The organism is Micromonospora sp. M61 (assembly GCF_018070245.1).
Classification (GTDB): Bacteria; Actinomycetota; Actinomycetes; order Mycobacteriales; family Micromonosporaceae; genus Micromonospora; species Micromonospora zamorensis.
This window is the reverse complement of the sequence record NZ_JAGPYA010000065.1, coordinates 21,854-37,237: the sequence shown is the minus strand read 5'-3', so window position 1 is coordinate 37,237 and position 15,384 is coordinate 21,854. Positions and strand designations below refer to the sequence as shown.

Annotated in this window: 17 protein-coding genes, 1 other RNA gene and 1 pseudogene; 10 read left to right on the top strand and 9 right to left on the bottom strand. The window is 67.6% G+C overall.

Translation table 11 applies throughout. The annotated features are described in order from the left end of the window. Nucleotides 1–1,561: monocarboxylate uptake permease MctP (mctP, locus tag KBX34_RS27935; RefSeq protein WP_210927905.1), on the top strand; the 1,561-nt coding region annotated here is incomplete at its 5' end. 121 nt (nt 1,562–1,682) lie between these two features. Here the strand turns inward: mctP and KBX34_RS27930 are convergent. Beyond that, nucleotides 1,683–2,141: a MarR family winged helix-turn-helix transcriptional regulator gene (locus KBX34_RS27930; RefSeq protein ID WP_099856263.1), complete on the bottom strand. Its 459-nt coding sequence runs from the start codon at nt 2,139–2,141 to the stop codon at nt 1,683–1,685. A gap of 54 nt (nt 2,142–2,195) precedes the next feature. Between KBX34_RS27930 and KBX34_RS27925 the strand changes: the two genes are divergently transcribed. Next, entirely contained in the window at nt 2,196–3,419 is a 1,224-nt protein-coding gene (locus tag KBX34_RS27925) for an MFS transporter (RefSeq protein ID WP_099856262.1), read from the top strand. An 88-nt stretch (nt 3,420–3,507) separates the two neighbouring features. Here the strand turns inward: KBX34_RS27925 and KBX34_RS27920 are convergent, their stop codons facing one another. Then, entirely contained in the window at nt 3,508–4,269 is a 762-nt protein-coding gene (locus KBX34_RS27920; RefSeq protein ID WP_099856260.1) for a sulfite exporter TauE/SafE family protein, read from the bottom strand. A 130-nt stretch (nt 4,270–4,399) separates the two neighbouring features. On the opposite strand from KBX34_RS27920, the gene rnpB reads away from it, so the two are divergent. Together rnpB and KBX34_RS27910 are read left to right on the top strand one after the other, a co-directional pair. Then, nucleotides 4,400–4,815: RNase P RNA component class A (gene rnpB, locus KBX34_RS27915), an RNA gene on the top strand. A gap of 1,017 nt (nt 4,816–5,832) precedes the next feature. Beyond that, a complete protein-coding gene (locus tag KBX34_RS27910; protein WP_210927902.1) occupies nt 5,833–6,804 on the top strand; it encodes an HNH endonuclease in 972 nt (323 codons plus the stop codon). A gap of 323 nt (nt 6,805–7,127) precedes the next feature. Here the strand turns inward: KBX34_RS27910 and KBX34_RS27905 are convergent, their stop codons facing one another. From KBX34_RS27905 to KBX34_RS27885, 5 genes are all read right to left on the bottom strand, one after another. Further along, nucleotides 7,128–8,108, bottom strand: a complete 981-nt coding sequence (locus KBX34_RS27905) for a zinc-binding dehydrogenase (protein WP_210927900.1) — start codon at nt 8,106–8,108, stop codon at nt 7,128–7,130. A 267-nt stretch (nt 8,109–8,375) separates the two neighbouring features. Continuing rightward, nucleotides 8,376–8,633, bottom strand: a complete 258-nt coding sequence (locus tag KBX34_RS34325; protein ID WP_210927898.1) for a glyoxalase superfamily protein — start codon at nt 8,631–8,633, stop codon at nt 8,376–8,378. Nucleotides 8,634–8,810: 177 nt separating this feature from the next. Beyond that, on the bottom strand, nt 8,811–9,035 hold the full coding sequence (locus KBX34_RS27895; protein WP_210927896.1) for a hypothetical protein: 225 nt from the start codon (nt 9,033–9,035) through the stop codon (nt 8,811–8,813). 134 nt (nt 9,036–9,169) lie between these two features. Continuing rightward, a complete protein-coding gene (locus KBX34_RS27890; RefSeq protein WP_210927894.1) occupies nt 9,170–9,361 on the bottom strand; it encodes a DUF397 domain-containing protein in 192 nt (63 codons plus the stop codon). After that, nucleotides 9,348–10,154: a helix-turn-helix transcriptional regulator gene (locus tag KBX34_RS27885; protein ID WP_210927892.1), complete on the bottom strand. Its 807-nt coding sequence runs from the start codon at nt 10,152–10,154 to the stop codon at nt 9,348–9,350. The genes KBX34_RS27890 and KBX34_RS27885 overlap by 14 nt, the downstream gene beginning before the upstream one ends. A gap of 388 nt (nt 10,155–10,542) precedes the next feature. Between KBX34_RS27885 and KBX34_RS27880 the strand changes: the two genes are divergently transcribed. Both KBX34_RS27880 and KBX34_RS27875 read left to right on the top strand, forming a co-directional pair. Then, nucleotides 10,543–10,827: a hypothetical protein gene (locus KBX34_RS27880; protein WP_210927890.1), complete on the top strand. Its 285-nt coding sequence runs from the start codon at nt 10,543–10,545 to the stop codon at nt 10,825–10,827. Continuing rightward, entirely contained in the window at nt 10,824–11,099 is a 276-nt protein-coding gene (locus tag KBX34_RS27875; protein ID WP_210927888.1) for a hypothetical protein, read from the top strand. Before KBX34_RS27880 ends, KBX34_RS27875 begins: the two co-directional genes overlap by 4 nt. A 63-nt stretch (nt 11,100–11,162) precedes the next feature. Here KBX34_RS27875 and KBX34_RS27870 read toward each other — a convergent pair. Further along, nucleotides 11,163–11,275: pseudogene (locus tag KBX34_RS27870) on the bottom strand (DUF397 domain-containing protein); the annotation flags it as partial. A 73-nt stretch (nt 11,276–11,348) separates the two neighbouring features. Beyond that, on the bottom strand, nt 11,349–11,996 hold the full coding sequence (locus KBX34_RS27865; RefSeq protein ID WP_210927886.1) for a TetR/AcrR family transcriptional regulator: 648 nt from the start codon (nt 11,994–11,996) through the stop codon (nt 11,349–11,351). Between the two features lie 51 nt (nt 11,997–12,047). Here KBX34_RS27865 and KBX34_RS27860 point away from each other — a divergent pair, with 51 nt between their 5' ends. The 4 genes from KBX34_RS27860 (at nt 12,048) to KBX34_RS27845 (ending at nt 15,377) form a co-directional block, all read left to right on the top strand. Then, complete coding sequence (locus tag KBX34_RS27860; protein WP_210927884.1) at nt 12,048–12,923, top strand: SDR family NAD(P)-dependent oxidoreductase; 876 nt, start codon at nt 12,048–12,050, stop codon at nt 12,921–12,923. Nucleotides 12,924–13,108: 185 nt separating this feature from the next. After that, nucleotides 13,109–14,497: a hypothetical protein gene (locus tag KBX34_RS27855; RefSeq protein ID WP_210927882.1), complete on the top strand. Its 1,389-nt coding sequence runs from the start codon at nt 13,109–13,111 to the stop codon at nt 14,495–14,497. Between the two features lie 77 nt (nt 14,498–14,574). After that, nucleotides 14,575–14,931, top strand: a complete 357-nt coding sequence (locus KBX34_RS27850; protein WP_210927880.1) for a hypothetical protein — start codon at nt 14,575–14,577, stop codon at nt 14,929–14,931. Next, nucleotides 14,928–15,377 carry a MerR family transcriptional regulator gene (locus KBX34_RS27845; protein WP_210927878.1) on the top strand — a complete coding sequence of 150 codons (450 nt, stop codon included), beginning with the start codon at nt 14,928–14,930 and terminating at the stop codon, nt 15,375–15,377. The genes KBX34_RS27850 and KBX34_RS27845 overlap by 4 nt, the downstream gene beginning before the upstream one ends. The last annotated feature ends 7 nt before the right edge of the window (nt 15,378–15,384 follow it).

The following is a 15,384-nucleotide window of genomic DNA, read 5'->3' as shown; positions in this document are numbered from 1 at the left end:
GGCACCGAAGGACATGGCGCACCTGGACGAGTGGGGGTTGGGCGGTCGCAGCTTCGGCGGCTGGATCACCTGGTTCCTCGTCGGCGGTGACCTCTACACGGCGTACACGTTCGTGGCGGTGCCGGCGCTGATGTTCGGTGCCGGAGCGGCCGGGTTCTTCGCCGTGCCGTACACCATCGTCATCTATCCGCTGGTCTTCCTGGTGCTGGTCCGGCTCTGGTCGGTGTCGCACCGGCACGGGTTCGTCACGCCGGCCGACTTCGTCCGCAACCGGTTCGACTCGCCGGTGCTGGCGCTGCTGATCGCGATCACCGGAATCGTCGCCACCATGCCGTACATCGCGTTGCAGCTGGTCGGCATCGAGGCGGTGCTCAAGACGATGGGGGTCACCGGCGACAACGCGCTGGCCCGGCACCTGCCGATCATCATCGCGTTCGCCATCCTGGCCGCGTACACCTACCAGTCGGGGCTGCGCGCGCCGGCGCTGATCGCGTTCGTCAAGGACAGCCTGATCTACATCGTCATCCTGGTGGCGGTCGTCTACCTGCCCTACAAGCTGGGCGGCTGGGGTGACATCTTCGCCGCCGCGGACGCGAAGTTCGACGCCTCGCCCAATCCGAACGACGGCATCCTGCTCAACGGCAACAACCAGCTTCAGTACGTGACGTTGGCGCTCGGTTCGGCGTTGGCGCTCTTCCTCTATCCGCACAGCATCACCGGTGTGCTGGCCAGCCGGAACCGCGACGTGATCAAGCGGAACATGTCGGCGCTGCCGGCGTACAGCCTGCTGCTCGGGCTGATCGCGCTGCTCGGCTACATGGCCATCGCGGCCGGGGTGAAGCCGTTGCCCGGCTCGAAGGAGGGCACGGTCGACAGCAACACCGTCGTGCCGCTGCTGTTCGACCAGCAGTTCCCGGACTGGTTCGCCGGTGTCGCGTACGCGGCGATCGGCATCGGGGCGCTGGTGCCCGCGGCGATCATGTCGATCGCGGCGGCGAACCTGTTCACCCGCAACATCTACAAGGAGTACCTGAAGAGGGACGCCTCCCCGGCCCAGGAGGCCAACGTCTCGAAGATCACCTCGCTGGTGGTGAAGGTCGGTGCGGTGGCCTGCATCGTCTTCCTCGACCCGCAGTTCTCCATCGACCTTCAGCTGATCGGTGGCGTGATCATCCTTCAGACGCTGCCGGCGGTGGCGCTGGGTCTCTACACCCGCTGGTTCCACCGCACCGGCCTGATCGTCGGCTGGGCGGTCGGCATGGGGTTGGGCATGTGGATGCTCTACCAGGTGGCCAGCCCGACCCGGAAGCACTTCGGTGGCTCGGCGTTTCCGCTGTCGGAGTTCGGGTTCGACACCACCAGGACGATCTACGTCGGGATCGTGGCGGTGGCGGTCAACCTGGCCGTCGCGGCACTGGTGACGCTGGCGCTGCGGGCCGCGAAGGTGGACGAGGGAGTCGACGGCACCGAGCCGGACGACTACTTCGCCGACGAGGGCGACCCCCGCGTCACCCCCGGCACCGACCGCGACGCCGACTCCGCCCGGGAGCCGGTCGCCTAGGCCCGGGGCCTCCGCCTTCCCCGTGTCGATCATGGAGTTGTGGTGCCCGGACAATGGTGATTCACACCGATCGTCCCCCACCACAACTCCATGATCGACCGAGGTGGGGGTGGGGTTGGGGTTAGCGGGGGCGGCTGCGGGAGACCAGGGCCTGGTTGAGGCGGCCCAGCAGGGTTGCCAGGGCGGTGCGGTCCTCGGCGCTCCAGTCGGCCAGCATGTCGCCGTAGAGCCGGGTGCGGGCGTTCTGCACGGCGGCCATCCGTTGTAGCCCGGCCGGGGTGGGGGAGATGACCGTGCCGCGGCCGTCCGTCGGGTCGGGGGCGCGCACGATCAGGCCATCGCGTTGCAGCGCGGACACCTGCCGGGTGACGGTCGAGCCGTCCAGGTTGAGCCGGGCGGCGAGCGCGGAGACGTTCTGCGGGCCGGCGGTGTCCAGGTGACGCAGGATCACGTACGCCGCCCGGTCGAGCACCCGGTGCTCGGCGGTGCCGGTGGCCCGCCGGGTCGCCTCGCCGAAGCGCATCAGCAGGGCAACCTCGGTCTCGATGCGGCCGAGGGTGATCTCGTCGTCGTCACTCATAGCTGTATGATACAGGATAAGTACCTGTACCATACAGCTATCTGAGGAGTTGGAGTGGATCGGCGTTCCGAACCGAACCGCAGTGCCATCTACGCCACCACGCTGGTGGCCTTCCTCGCCATCGCCGGCATCGCCGTCGTCGACCCGATCCTGCCTGCCATCGGCGAGGCGATCGGCGTCACCGCCTGGCAGGTCGAGCTGCTGTTCACCGCGTACATCGCGGTCATGGCCCTGGGCATGATCCCGGCGACCCTGGCCAGCGGACGCTTCGGCTTCAAGCCGGTGCTCATCACCGGCGTCTCCGTGGTCGGCCTCGCCGCGATCCTCGCCTCGTTCAGCGACAACATCGTGCAGCTCTCCGTGCTGCGCGGCGTCTGGGGTCTGGGCAACGCGATGTTCTTCGCCACCGCCATGGTGGTGCTGGTCAACCTGGCCGTCGACCGGGAATGGGTGGTCGGCCTCTTCGAGACCGCCCTGGGCATGGGCTTCGCCGTCGGCCCGCTGATCGGCGGCCTGCTCGGTGAGATCAGCTGGCGGCTGCCGTTCTTCGTCTGCGGCGTCTTCATGGTCCTCGCCCTCGGCGTGGCCTCCCGCAAGCTGCGCGAGCCCACCAACCGCCAGGCCCCGGTACGCGTCGGCCAGATCTTCGCCACCTACCGCCGGCCGGCGTTCATCGCCCTCTGCGTGGTGACCGGCGCGTACAACTTCGTGTTCTTCGTGGTGCTCGGCTACACGCCGCTCTTCCTCGGCCTGGACGTCATCCCGCTGGGGCTCGCCTTCACCGGCTGGGGGCTCGGCCTGGCCGCCGGCATCATGGTGATCGGCCACCGGCTGGCCCACCGGATCGGCGCCGTGCAGACCGTCGGCGTGGCCATCGCCGGGCTGCTGGTCTGCATGGTCCTCTTCGCCACCTCCAGCAGCACAGCCGAAGCGCTCGTGGTGCTGGTGCTCGCCGGACTCTGCATGGGCCTGGCCAACGCCAACCTCACCGACCTGGCGCTCGGCCTCGGCTCCAGCGATCGGCGCGTCGCCACCGGCGCCTTCAACCTGGTCCGCTGGGGCGCCGCCGCGCCAGCACCGATCATCTCCGGCAAGCTCGCCGAGCACTCGCTGTCGCTGCCGTTCTGGGTCGGCTTCGGGGTGCTCGCCGTCGGTGTGCTGGTCTACCTGGCCTTCGCGCACCTGATGGCCGCCGGCTACGGCGAGCGTGTCCTCTGGTCCCGCTGGAACCGAGCCGCCGCCGACACGGAGAAGGCCGCCGAGGAGCCGGTGGGCTGACCTGCTTCAAGGCCCGCACTTTCGGGGAAACTGCTGTCTCGACGCGCGTTGAGGCAGCAGTTTCCCTGAAGTTGCGCGGCTCCTGGCGTCAGCTCAACGCGCGCCAGAGCAGGTAGAGGCCGATCGTCGTACCGAACACCACGATCAGCGTCTTCAGCAGCACCGGCGGCAGCCGACGGACCAGTCGGGCACCCGCGTACCCCCCGATCAACGTGGCTGGCGCGACCACCGCGACGGCCGCCCAGTTCACCGGGCCGAACAGGGCGAACACCACAAGCGTCGTGAACCCCACCACCGCGGACAGCAGATTCTTGATCGCGCTCACCCGCGCCAGGGTCGCGTCCAACACCAGGGCCAGGCCGGCGACCAGCATCACCCCGAGCGCCGCACCGAAATACCCGCCGTACACCGCACCGAGCCCGACCATCGTCTGCACCGCGACCGTCCGCTGGCGTGGCGACATGTCCCGGGGGTGACCGACCAGCCGGCGCAACGGGTCCTGGAAGGCCAGGACCGCTGTCGCGCCGAGGACCAGAAACGGTACGACCAGCTCGAACGCGCGGGCCGGCGTGGCCAGCAGCAACAGCGCCCCGAGGATCGTGCCGACGATCGTGGTGGGAACCAGAGTGGCCAACGCGCGGGGACGCGGCAGGTCCTGCCGGCTACCCGCCACGCTGGCCAGGTACCCGGGGAACACCGCCACCGAGTTGCTGACGTTCGCCGGCACCGGGGGCAACCCGACCGCGATCATCGCCGGGAAGGTGATCAGGGAGCCACCACCGGCCACCGCGTTGACCGTGCCAGCGGCGAGACCGGCGGCGAGCAGCAGCGCGGCGTGGGAGAGATCCATAGCCCCACGAGGCTAGCCCTCGCCCCAACGACCGGATTCGCCGGACCACCGCCCTTGAGCTGCGCGATCTTGCCCAGGTGGGGCGGCAATACCGGGAGCTGGCACGTCGTTAGGATGAGGGAGCGACGGACGAGTTGACCGGGCGGTCGCGTCGGCGGGCTCAGGCCCGCCGCCGAGGAACGTCCGGACTCCACAGGGCAGGGTGGTTGTTAACGGCAACCCGGGGCGACCCGCGGGACAGTGCCACAGAAAACAGACCGCCGACCCCAACGGGGACGGTAAGGGTGAAACGGTGGGGTAAGAGCCCACCAGCACCCCGGGTGACCGGGGTGGCTAGGTAAACCCCACCCGGAGCAAGGCCAAGCAAGGGCCGTCACCGCAAGATGACGACCCGGCGCAGACGCTTGAGGGCTGCCCGCCCGATGTCTGCGGGTAGGCCGCTGGAGCCTGCCGGCAACGGCAGGCCGAGATGGATGGCCGCCGCCGGCGCAAACCCTTCGGGGTACGCGCCGCGCACAGAATCCGGCGTACAGGTCGACTCGTCCGTCGCCCACCAGCTCAGAGCCTCAATCAGGGCTCTGAGCTGGTTCTATGTGCGGGTGTCGATGGTCGTTGATGGTCAACATTCGGCGGCGTTTGACGCCCTGACGGGCCCTGACGCCCTGGAGACGCCCTGAGCGAGGGCTCAGTTGACCCTGCCTCGGTCCTGGCGGGCTACGCGGTCCCGGGTTTCTTCAGGGCTGGCGCTCGGGGTTGCGGGGAGGGTCCGGCGGCTGCGGGGAAGGCAGGGCACGTCCTAGCGGTGGAGCTGGTGCCGCGACCCGGCGACCCGGTGGCAAGCCAGTCCGGGGTTGGACTGGCGCGGCAGCCGGAAGCCCCGACCTCGACGGCGGCCAGCCACGCCGGCTTCCGTACCACGTTGCTTCGGTCGGGCTCTCATTCGCGATGGTCTGGGCGGCGAAGTCCGCGACTTCCCTCCAGACCTTCAGCCCTTCCGCGTCAAACGCCTGAGCCATTGCCGCCCGTACTTCGTCGACGGGGCGTCCCGCATGGGCCGACCGCACCTTCGCCCAGGCCCGCTCGAACTTTTCCAGGTTTGCCTGAACGGCTGGCATGTCCTGCTCGTATCCGGTCGGTTCGGCCGGCGCGTCGTCCTGGTTCACGAGGGCCAGTTTGCCTGATCGGCGTCCTGGGACGGTGATTCGTGCTGCCCCATGCGGGGTTCCTGGGCGCGGCGTGTGAGCGGCGTCCGGCGGGTGTCGGTGGCTTTCCGCCCGGCTGCGAAGCGGTCCGGGGCGGCTCTCCGCCGGGCGGCCTACCGCTCACGCGCCGCGCCGTGCGCGGCGCCTTGACGCGGGGGAGAGCATCAAGGCCCTCGCGTCATACCTCGGTCACGCTGACCCCGGCTTCACGCTCCGGGTGTACACGCACCTGATGCCGGCCAGCGAGGAACGCACCCGCAACACAATCGACACACTCTTCTCAGCGGCTCAGGGGCAATGAGGAACGAGCGGCATGGCTTGGGTCGCTAGATCGTCAGAGGTCTCTTGTAGTCTCCCGCTTATGTCTCGCCGGAAGAAGAAGAACTCTCCAAGCCGCGCCCGAGAAGGAATTGCGATTTATTACGACATGCGCGTCGAAGATAATTTCGAGCGATGCGCGCAGCGCTTGGTGGAGACGGTGGCATTCGCTGCTCGGACTCAACCCCGCAAGAAGCGATATTTGTTCCTGGATGTTCAGGGCCACAAAAACGACGCGGGCGGCTACGATCGAGACGCATACGAGATTATTAAAGAGTTCTTGATGGTCTTCTTGATGCCTTATCTTACAGAGGTTCATACGCCGCTCGGCGCGTTTAGAAACCCCAAGGGGCAGCGGGAGGACGTTCCTGAGATCGTGGATATTGCAGACCCCGACGAACGTCCGGAAGAGTTGCTTAACCTGGGAATTCGTGTTAGAGGGCGAGTTCAAGATGGTCGCCGGTCAAGACCGCCGCTGTCGATGATTGCCGACTATCTCGGGGTAGAGGAAGCGGCCTGCATAATTTGCTGGTCGACGCCCGTCCATCGTGCTCACGCCGTGCCGGATGGCTTGGGTGGTTCGAACGACGTTCGAAATTTCGCCCCTCTCTGTGAGGAGCATCATCGGCAAGCACCCGACGTGATCGACGCGGAATCCTTTTGGAATTGGATTGACTATGCCTGCGAAAAAGAGGCAGGTAAGCGCCTTGCGCTTATGCATAAAGTAGCGCCTGCGCTGATTCCTGATCCGGGTCCTGAGCCGGTCCGCCCTCCGGGCACGTTCTTTGATCAGGTAAAGCGTGAGTTGATCGAACTTTACGGTTGGATGGAAAGTGACTTCGAGGGGCTCGCGTGGAGCCGTGTGCTTGATGATTTCTATGTCGTTCTAGAGCAGGCAACCGGCAAGCATTTTGGAATTGACCGCAAGGCCTCGACCTACGCATGGGCCTACAACGTGGCCAAGAAGCGGGTGCAGCTGAGGGACGTCGCGGGTGGTGACACTTCTCGCGCCTGACGCCCTGGCGACGCCCTGAGCGGCTACCTGGCAAACGAAGCGCCTGTTCAGGGCGCGTTTCGCGTTCATAATCCGGGTACAGGTCGACTCGTCCGTCGCCCACCAGGCCAGCCGCCCTGACGTGATCGCCTCCGCAGTTTTATCAAGGGAGGTGGGCGACGTCGATTCGCTCGGCGTGATGTCGATCTGGGTGACTCTGTCACTTGAACGCATTCTCATGCTTGTGCGGATGCCGGCAGACGCCGGTATGCCGTTTTCGGGGCCAGGGTCGAGGACCGGCCGCGAAACGGGGGCGCATTGATTTCCCAGGCCTCGGTGCGAGGTCAGCTGGTCGATTGGCCACCGACCAGCAACAGCGACTTGCCGACCGTAGCGCGCGCAGCTAGTGCTCGGTGGGCGTCAGCGGCCTGTTCCAAGGGGTAGGTGGCGCCAATCGCAGGGCGTAGGCGTCCCTGCGCGGCGCGTTTCAGTGCCAAGCCCAACAGTTCGCGCACGGTCTGCTGGTCCGGTGGGCCGTCCAGGAGCGGAGTGAACACCCGTATGCCGCGGCGCGCGGCCACCCCGGGGTCAGGGGCGGCGAAGCCGTCGGCGGTGCCGTAGGTGACGAAACGGCCGCCGTCTGCCACCGCATCGAAGGCAACCGTGCCCAGTGGGCCACCCGCCCCGTCGTAGACCAGTGCGGCGCCGTTACCGGTCGTCTCACGTACCCGGTCGATCCAGTTCGGCCGCGTGTAGTCGACGGCGACCTCCGCACCCAGCTCGCGAGCCAGGGCCAGTTTGGCGTCGCTGGACGCGGCAGCCACCACCCGCGCTCCGGCGTCGACGGCTAGCTGCACCAGCAGTGATCCGGCTCCGCCGGCAGCCGCTGAGACCAGCACCCATTCGCCCTTCTGCGGCGTGCCCAGCCGGTCCAGGCTGAGCGCGGTCACGCCGTCGTGCACCAGCGCCGCGGCCGCCTCGATGGCCAGTCCGTCAGGCACCGGCATGATCTCCACGACGTCCGCGACGACTCGTTCGGTGTAGCCGGTGCTGGTTCGCACCACCACCTGCCGGCCGATCCATGCCGGGTCGGCTCCGTCGCCGGTCTGCACCACCGTGCCCGCTCCGCCACCACCGGGCACGTATGGCAACGTGCGCGGGAAGTAGTCCTGTCCCCAGCCGCTGCGTAGCAGAGTGTCCAGGAGAATGACGTCCGCTGCTGCCAGACCGACGACAACCTGGCCGGTTCCGGGCACCGGGTCCGGGAGTTCCGCGAGCGTCAGCACTTCCGGACCACCGAACGCAGCCACTTGGATAGCACGCATGTGTAGCACCCTCACGTGAGACAGCATCCCGACCAGTGTTCAAGCTGAACCTTGGTTGAGGTCAACACGCACGCTCGGGTAGCCCCAACATCGCCACCGTCAATCCATAACTTCATGATCTGATCACGTACTTACATTTGCCGCGGCACGCTGTCCAGGTGACCTTCCTGCTTCCGGCAGGCTGCAGGTCAGTCCGGAGGCTGGACTGGTGCAGCAGCTGAAGGCCGGATCACAATCGCACCCGCAACGGAATCGACAACCTTCGGCTCACCGCTGGAGTGCCCCGATGCGGAGCCGATTGCCGTCAGGGTCGACCACCTCGAACTCACGGCCCCAGTCCTTCTGTCCGACGACACTCACGCCACAGGCAGCCGCCGCAGCATCGATGTCGTCGACGTACAGATACAACAGCGTGTCTGGCCGCGCGTCCCCGGTGTGCTCCGACAGATGGATCTCAACATCACCGCGGGCGATGCTCACGTAGAGCGGCAAGTCAGAGGCGAACCGATGCTCCCACTGCTTCACGAACCAAGGCGGGTGTACCAGGCCACGGCGGTGTTGGCGTCCGTGGTCCGGAGGACAGGCGCAAGGCGTTCGGTCATTCAGGCAGTTTGGCACCGAGTTGCGATGTGAGGGCCCCTGTGTTGATTGGACGTGCCCTCGTGCTGCGTCGCAACGGCCGGCCATCGGACGACTCGGGGATCACTCGTCGTCGGCGCGCTGAGCTGTGCCACCTGGCCCGCCGGAGGCGCGTCCCGGCAGAAGGACTCTTCCTAGGATCAGGCCGCCATGAATGACGATCAGTTGGCCCACGAAGATCCCAAAAGGGGCAACGAAGATAGCCCCGATGACGACAGTGAACCCGACGGCGATCAGAGCGGCACCGATGGCGAGGGTCACGCGACGGGTCGTCACCTTTTTTGTCACGTCTCGCAGTCAACCAGTCCGTCGCCACTGACCGGCATCCCGTCGACCGCACTCCCCGTGGAGCGGGCTTCGACCCGCGCTCCAGCCACCAAACGGACCCGGGCTGATTGGCGCTGTCACGCGTCCGGCGTCGGTTACGGCCGCTCGGCGACCTGGGCGACGAACGCCCGCCAGGCAGTCGGACCGAAGATTAGTGCCGGGCCGGCAGGGTCCTTGCTGTCCCGGACGCCGACGACGCCGGCCAGGTTGTCGGCCACTTCGACGCAGTTGCCTCCGGACGATCCGCTGCGCCGGGACTTGCGCCAGGTGGCGTTAGTGAGGTCCATGATCGCTGTGCACTTCCTTCATCAGCTCGTTGGACTGTCGGCGCGGGAGCGCTTCGTTCCGCACGTTCTCCCACCTCGTCTGAAGAGTATGTAGCCCATCTTCGCTGTCGACCACGATCCCGCCTAGCTGATTTTCGAGGTGCCCGACCCAGGTTCCGTCGCTGGCCCGCGCCAGCGCGAATGGTCCGGACAGCCCGATGTGGAGTCCGGCTCCCGCCGGGATCACGTGCACGTGAACGTGCGGCAACTCTGCGACGGTGATGAGGTGCGCGACCTGCTCCGCCATGATGCCGGCGTGCTCGTCGCCGGCGCGACGAAGCGTGGATTCATCCAGCACGGCTACCACCTGAGGCGGCGTGTCACCGGTCAGGATTTTGTGTCGGCTCATGCGAGCGCTTACCTGTTGGTCTACCTCGGTAGCTGACATGAGGTCGTTCAAGCGCATCACCACGCGGGCGTAGTTCTCGGTCTGGAGTAGCCCCGGGATCAGTAGTGGCTCGAAAAGGCGCAGTTGTCGCGCTCCGCGCTCGGCGTCCAGCCACGGCAGGAACCACGATGGTGCGCCGAGTTTCACCACCAATCGTCCGAACAGCCCGCCGTTGCTGAAGGCGCGGTCCGCTCCGCGGATGAAGTCGATCGTTAGCGCCCGGGTGCCGCTCTCCACGGCACTGACATGCGACGCGCTGAAGCCCGCTGCCCGTCCGAACGCCTCTTGCGTCATCCCGGACGCTCCACGAGCGCGGCGGATCTCACTCACGATGAAGTCCGCGAGGGGACTTGGCACATCAGCCATGCAACGCTCCTCAAATCGGAGATCCGCTTCCCGAGATTCCCCACGCGTTGGGCGTGTTCTGCCAGGTCAGCCCGGACACCTGGGATGCCTTCCGAGCGTAGTGGTCTCCACAGCAGAGTGTCACCAGGCGGCGCGGCCGGTAGGGATCGAGGTCCGGCGGTCGCGTTCGTAGCGGGGCCGCTCCCGACGGGCGAGCACTCACGGGAGCGGCCCCTTCCCAACGGCACCAAGGGGAAACCGTGCCCGACAACAAGCCCGAGAAGCCCAAGCCCGCGAGTCCGGATGCGCCGAACGTCCCGTACGGCCCGTGGCCGCCTGAGGCCGTCCGTCCCCACGTCCTGCGTTCGGGCGTGAGCCGCGCTTTCGCGTACCCCTGGGGGTTGCAGTGATGGGGAGGATGAAGGCCGGCGATGTGGTCCTTCTGACCACTGCCGCGAGTGTGCAGTTCCTGCGCCCGATCTTCGTGCGCGTCATCCGTGAGTTGCCCGAGCGGCACACGTACGACGGCTGGGTGTGGGTTGAGGGTTACGAGCTGAACGCCGTCGGCGATGCGGTGGCGCGACGAGAGCTGTACGTGATGCGTGGGGGCGTGCGGTTCCAGGCCCAGCCCGCCGCTCCGACGAAGGCCACCAGGCGCCGGCCCGTCCGCCGGGGTCCGGTGAGGGTCGGATGACCGCCGGCCCTCGTCCGCACCTGCCGATGCGCCCGGCGTGGCTGTGCCGCAACTGCGCCGCGCCCTGGCCATGTGGCCCGGCCCGGCTGGATCTCGCGGCCGAGTTCTACGGCCATTCGATCGCCCTGGCTTTCTACCTGGCCGCGTCGATGCACGAGGCGATCGACGACGTACACGGTCTGGGTCTGCGTCCGAACCTGCCGGCGATGCACGCGCGGTTCCTCGGGTGGTTGTCCCTGGCGCGACGGCCCCGCCGGTCCGGTCGAGCCTGAGGTCCCGTGCCGTCTCAGTCACCGCGGTGGCGGCACGCAACGGCGGTGCCGGACGCCTACACCCTTCCGATCGCGGACGGCCACGACAACGGGCAGGTTGCTTGCCACCTCGACGCAGTTCCCGCCGCTCGCGCCGCTGCGGGAGGACTGCGCCACCGGGCGTTGCTGATGTCCATGATGGCTCCCGATAAGGGGGTCGCTCGCCGCGGATCCGCTTGGGGCGTCTGCCGTCGAGGGGCGTGGGCGTTGCTATGGCATTTCGCCGGCGTCCGTGACCATGCGGACGAGGGTGTCGACGAGTTCGTCGGCGGTGGTGTGCCACTTGCCTGTGTCGAGGTAGCCGCTGATCTCCATGCTCGCGATGCCGTGGGCGCTGGTCAGCAGCAGGGCGCCATGGCGCCGTGCGTTTCGCTCTCCCACGAGGTCGGCGACGATGTTCAGGAACTCGCCCTGGAAGCGTTCGGCCGCGCGGTCGGCCGCGGCCGGGTCGCCTTCCGGCCCGCATAGCTGACGCCGGATGCGATCCATCCCGTCACCGAGTTGCCCAGGAAGGTTTGCGCGCCGCCTGAACAACACCTGGTACAGGTGCGGCTGCTTCCGGCCGACGTCGATGAGGGTGCGGAGAGCGCCGCGCAGCTTCTCGGAGGCAGACAGGGCCGGGTCGGTCCGAAGGGCGTGCACCTGGTCGCCGATCCGTTCCCAGCTTTCGGCCGCGACGACGGTCAGCAGGCTGTCCTTGCCAGTGAAGTGCCGGTACGGCGCTCCCCGGGTCACGCCTGCCCGCGCGCCCACCTCGCGCAAGGTGACCGCGTCGGGGCCGCCTAGGTCGAGGAGTTCGGCGGCCGCGTCGAGCAGAGCGCGACGGGTGGCGGCGGCGGACTCCGCACGGGTGGTCATGACGTCCATCATAGGGTTGACAGTGTCATCTGAAACAGTAGGGTAGCTAAGATGACAACGTCATCTGAAATTCAAAGGCTGGTCGTCGTGACTGGAGCGTCCACGGGCGTGGGCGCATCAGCCGCCCGCGAGCTGGCTCGCCAGGGATTTCACGTCCTGGCTGGCGTGCGACGCGACCGTGACGCCGACGTCATCCGATCGACAGGCATCGAGCCGGTCATCCTCGACATCACCAAGTCCGAGCACGTGGAGGCACTCGCCGCGCGGGTCGCCGATGACCCGCGTGCACTGCACGCGCTCGTCAACAACGCCGGCGTCCAGGTGAACGCCCCAGTCGAAGTCCTACCGATGGCGGAGTGGCGGCGGGCGTTCGAAGTCAACCTGTTCGGCCACATCGCTGTCACTCAAGCGCTCCTGCCCGCGCTGCTACGCAGCAAGGGTCGTGTAATCAACATCAGCTCGGTGGGCGGCAAGTTCGCCATGGCCACATACGGCGCGTACGCCGGCGCCAAGTTCGCCCTGGAGGCGGTCAGCGACTCGCTCCGCCGGGAGGTCGCTCCACTTGGCGTACAGGTGGTGGTGGTCGAGCCCGGCGGCGTCCGCACGGAGATGGCGGCCCGCGGGGTGGAGACGGCGAACCACCTGGCTGCCCAAATGACGCCGGAGCAGGACGAGCGCTACGGCAGCCTCGTCCAGGCGAACAACAAGTTGATGACCTCGGGCACTGCTGCAGGGCTGACCGCCGACGCCGCCGCCCGGGTCATCGCGAGGGCTGTGACGACGCGTAGACCGCGCACCCGCTACACCGCCGGCCGGGATGCCGCCCTGATCATGCGCCTGGGCCCGATGCTCTCCGACCGCACGCTCGACCGCGTCCTCGCCGCCAACCTGCGCCGCCACTACCCGAAGGGAGCCGTCGGCCGATGAGGGACTCCGCGAGCCGCTCCGATCGACGACGTACACGGTCTGGGTCTGCGTCCTAACCTGCCGGCGATGCACGCGCGGTTCCTCGGGTGGATGTCCCTGGCGCGACGGTCTCGCCGGTCCGGTCGAGCCTGAGGGCCCGTGCTGACGCGATAGGGCGCTTTGACACCGGGTCGGATGATGATCAGGTGAAACTGCGGCGCCCGTACATCGACCGCCTGGTCGCCTTCCTGTTCGGGATGCTGCTGCTTGGCGGAGCGGCCTCGGTCGCCTATACAACGGTGACGGAAGATCTCGGCTGGTTCGGCCTGCTCTACTGCTGGGCGGTTGTGCTGTTCGGCCTGGCGATCGGTGGCCCGCTGGTGCGGCACGCGGTGATGCCGTTCCGCGTCGATATCGACGCGCAAGGCTGGTCGGTTCGGACACCGAAGCTCAACCGCTACGTGCGTTGGGACGAGGTCGCGACGGTCCTGCTCGCCGACGCCCCCGCAACGGCCCGTCGGGGGATCACCGCGGCTCCTCGGCTGCTCCTGGTGCCTGCGGCCGGGGTGAGCCTGGGAGTTCCACTCTCCGAGGAGAGTGCAGTGGGCGGACAGGCTGCCGTGGAACTGTTCCAGCTGAGCGAGGTGGACTACGGAGAGGAACTGCTCCTGCGGGACTTGGCCGCGCTGGCCGGTTACCGCTTCCACAACCTCTGCCGACAGCTGACGCTGCCAGCCGGCGCGATCCCGCTGCGGCGTTTTCCTGACGAGCCTGACCATGCCCGGTTGACACGGTGGCTGGATTGGCGCAAGGCCCTGCTGTTCGCTGGCTGGTACCTGCTCGTCCTTGTCCCTTCCTTGCTGTTCATCGGCCTGGCGACGCAGCGCAACGAACTGCTTGGCGGCATCGTGCTGGTCGCGTCCGTGGCGGGGATCGCCGCCGCCTTCAAGATCTGGCGCGTCTTCGGCGGTTGCCGGAACCTGGTGGACGGGGCAGCGATGATCAATGGGACGGACCTCGTGACCGGCGTTGACACCCCGACTCACCCGACGAGCCTGCATTCCGGAACCGTCGACATTCTGCGACCGGGCTCCGTGAAGGGCTGCGGCAAGGCTTGGCTGCTCACCCAGCCAGGACACAAGGGGCGTCCGACAGTCGACCTGCTGCTCAGCGATCCGCGCACTGGACGGCTACGCAGCAGGGAAGACCTCCGCGCGTTGGAGGCGGTCCTGCGTGTCTCCCCGTACGAACGGGATCGCGCCGCTGGGCAGCAACTCCAGGAACTGGCGATGCACGCACCCGAGGCGTTGCCCACCACGCCCTCACCAAAAGCCGTGCCCGCCTCCGCGTACGTGATTGCCCTCTGGCACGCGGTGAAGGGGGTGGGGCGCGCTGTTGTGCTGTTCGGCGTCGTGGGCACCGTGGCGATCGGGGGCGGTTGGGCGGACGAGAACTCTGCCGTTGTAGGGCCCGCCCTGATCCTCACCGCTGCCGGCCTGTTCGGCGTGTGGATCCTGTACGCGCTGTACCGGACGTGGGGGCTCCTCGACGCACTACTCACGATCGCAGCGCGAGCGATCCGCGGAGCGCGGTAACGACACGGAGGCTGCCGGGGGGGTCTCCAGCGTCGGGCTTGCATCTGATACCTGGGTACAGGCTTACCGTCGACGATATGAGTGATCGCCACATCACGACGGACGACGCCTGGGTGCCGGACTCCTGCACCCTCCCGACGGCTGAACGGCCGCTACGGCTTGCCGAGTTTGACCAGTTCTTCACCGATGCGGTGCGGGGCCTCGACCGGCTGTCGGCGCAGCACCTGCGGTTGCGGCTCGATGGTGGTGCGCAGGTCGAGGAGATGGCGCGGGACCTGACGGCCCGTGAGTCGTCCTGCTGCTCGTTCTTCACGTTCGGCCTCTCCCGGCCAGGCCCCGACTCGCTCTCCCTGGACGTCCGGGTGCCGGCAGCCCACGTCGACGTGCTCGACGCCCTCGCCGCGCGGGCCGTGTCTCTGCGAGATCAGAGGTGACCGGGTCTGGCCTGCGCAGCGGTCAACTGGCCGACGCGGCAGGGGTCAACCAGCAGACGCTGCGCTACTACGAGCGCCGGGGCCTGCTGGACTCGCCGCAGCGGTCGCCGGGCGGGCACCGGCTCTACCCGGCCGAGACGGTCACCCTGCTGAGAGTCATCAAGACCGCGCAACGCCTGGGCTTCACCCTCAACGAGGTTGCCGACCTGCTCGACGCCGGCCGACACCAGCACAGGGGTCGAACCGACGCCGGCCTCCAGGCGCGTGCCATGGAGAAGCTCATCGAGGTCGAGCAGAGGCTGACGGACCTCACCGTCATCCGCGACACCCTGCGGGACGCCATCTCGGCCGGTTGTGACGACCTGGTCGCCTGCGCCGAAAGCACCTGCTGCCCTCTGCCCTTCACCGAAATGGTGGAGAGGAACGACCGTGCCGACACCTCCTGAGTCGCCG

Coding starts and splice junctions, on each gene's coding strand:
- KBX34_RS27930 (WP_099856263.1), bottom strand. CDS start 2,141: ATGAGTGACGACGACGAGATCACCCTCGGCCGCATCGAGACCGAGGTT.
- KBX34_RS27920 (WP_099856260.1), bottom strand. CDS start 4,269: ATGGATCTCTCCCACGCCGCGCTGCTGCTCGCCGCCGGTCTCGCCGCT.
- KBX34_RS27910 (WP_210927902.1), top strand. CDS start 5,833: ATGTCTCGCCGGAAGAAGAAGAACTCTCCAAGCCGCGCCCGAGAAGGA.
- KBX34_RS27905 (WP_210927900.1), bottom strand. CDS start 8,108: ATGCGTGCTATCCAAGTGGCTGCGTTCGGTGGTCCGGAAGTGCTGACG.
- KBX34_RS27890 (WP_210927894.1), bottom strand. CDS start 9,361: ATGGACCTCACTAACGCCACCTGGCGCAAGTCCCGGCGCAGCGGATCG.
- KBX34_RS27885 (WP_210927892.1), bottom strand. CDS start 10,154: ATGGCTGATGTGCCAAGTCCCCTCGCGGACTTCATCGTGAGTGAGATC.
- KBX34_RS27880 (WP_210927890.1), top strand. CDS start 10,543: ATGGGGAGGATGAAGGCCGGCGATGTGGTCCTTCTGACCACTGCCGCG.
- KBX34_RS27875 (WP_210927888.1), top strand. CDS start 10,824: ATGACCGCCGGCCCTCGTCCGCACCTGCCGATGCGCCCGGCGTGGCTG.
- KBX34_RS27865 (WP_210927886.1), bottom strand. CDS start 11,996: ATGACCACCCGTGCGGAGTCCGCCGCCGCCACCCGTCGCGCTCTGCTC.
- KBX34_RS27860 (WP_210927884.1), top strand. CDS start 12,048: ATGACAACGTCATCTGAAATTCAAAGGCTGGTCGTCGTGACTGGAGCG.
- KBX34_RS27850 (WP_210927880.1), top strand. CDS start 14,575: ATGAGTGATCGCCACATCACGACGGACGACGCCTGGGTGCCGGACTCC.